1 protein-coding gene is annotated in these 1,532 nt (G+C 68.7%); it reads left to right on the plus strand.

What is annotated here, in order from left to right:
- Positions 1–34: 34 nt before the first annotated feature.
- Positions 35–1,532, plus strand: a 1,498-nt coding sequence (locus GA0115254_RS42220; protein WP_256103103.1) for a condensation domain-containing protein, incomplete at its 3' end; no start/stop codon positions are given.

Consider the following 1,532-nt stretch of genomic DNA (forward strand, 5'->3'; position numbering starts at 1 on the left):
TGACGCCCGGACCGCCCGGACCGCGCTCGCGCCGATGGAGCGCCCCGACCGCCTCCCGCTTTCGTTCGCTCAACAACGGCTTTGGTTTATCAACCAGTTGGAGGAGTCGAGCGCCTCCTACAACATTCCGGTGGTGCTTCGACTCGGTGAGATCGACCGCGAGGCGTTGAACGCGGCCTTCCGCGACGTGATCGGCCGGCACGAGGTCCTGCGCACCGTGTTTCCGGCGGTCGACGGCGAGCCGTTCCAGCGGATCACCGAACTCGATGAGCTGGACTGGCAGATCACGGTCGTCCCTGCGCAGCCGGCGGATCTGGAGGCCGAGGTCGCGAAGGCGGCGGAGTACGCGTTCGATCTGACCTCCGAGGTGCCGATCCGCGCCTGGCTGTTCGAGCCGGGTGCCGACGCCGATCCGGTGCTGGCAGTGGTCCTGCATCACATTGCCAGCGACGGCTGGTCGACGGCGCCGCTGGCCCGGGATCTGTCGGTCGCCTACGCGGCTCGGAGCGAGGGGCGGGCGACCGAGTGGGAGCCACTGCCGGTCCAGTACGCGGACTATGCCCTGTGGCAGCGCGAACTGCTTGGTGACGAGCGGGACCCGGACAGTGTGGTGGCACGTCAGATCGACTACTGGAAAGAGTCGTTGTCCGGCATCCCAGAGGAGCTGGAGCTTCCGGTCGATCACGCTCGTCCTGCGGTCTCCTCCCGCCGCGGGCACGACGCGTCGCTGCAGATCCCGGCAGAGGTGCACGCACGGCTGGTCGAGACGGCGCGGGCCGAGGGCGCGACCATGTTCATGGTCCTGCAGGCCGCCTTGGCGATGTTGCTCTCGCGTCTTGGTGCGGGCAACGACATCCCGATCGGCACGGCCAACGCCGGTCGTACGGACGAAGCACTCGACGACCTGGTCGGCTTCTTCGTCAACACCCTCGTGGTGCGGACGGACCTCTCCGGTGACCCGACGTTCGCCGACGTCCTCGCGCGTGTACGTGAGGCGGGGTTGTCCGCGTTCGCACACCAGGAGGTCCCGTTCGAGAAGCTGGTCGAGGAGCTCGCCCCGAGCCGCTCCATGGCCCGTCACCCGCTGTTCCAGGTGTCGTTGACGCTGCAGAACAACAAGGGGGCGGAGCTCGATCTCGCCGGTGCACGCGCCGGAGGGGCGCCGTCGTCGGGCGTTTGGTCGAAGTTCGACCTGGAGGTCGGCCTAGGCGAGGCCTTCGACGCCGATGGCCTGCCGGCTGGCCTGCATGGTGGCGTCGTCGCGTCGGCGGACCTCTTCGAGGCGGGGTCGGTCGAGCGGATCGCGGTGTACCTCGCGCGCATCCTGGCCGCGGTGGCCGCTGACCCACAGGTGCCGTTGAGCGGCCTCGAGCTGCTCGATGCCGGTGAGCGTCGGCGGGTGTTGGTGGAGTGGAATGACACGGGAGTGGGGGTTGAGGCGTCGACGTTGTCGGGGTTGTTCGAGGCGCAGGTGGTGCGGTCGCCGGGTGCGGTGGCGGTGGTGTTTGAGGGTGTGGAGGTGTCGTATGGGG

It is taken from the genome of Streptomyces sp. Ncost-T10-10d (genome assembly GCF_900091955.1).
GTDB lineage: Bacteria > Actinomycetota > Actinomycetes > Streptomycetales > Streptomycetaceae > Streptomyces.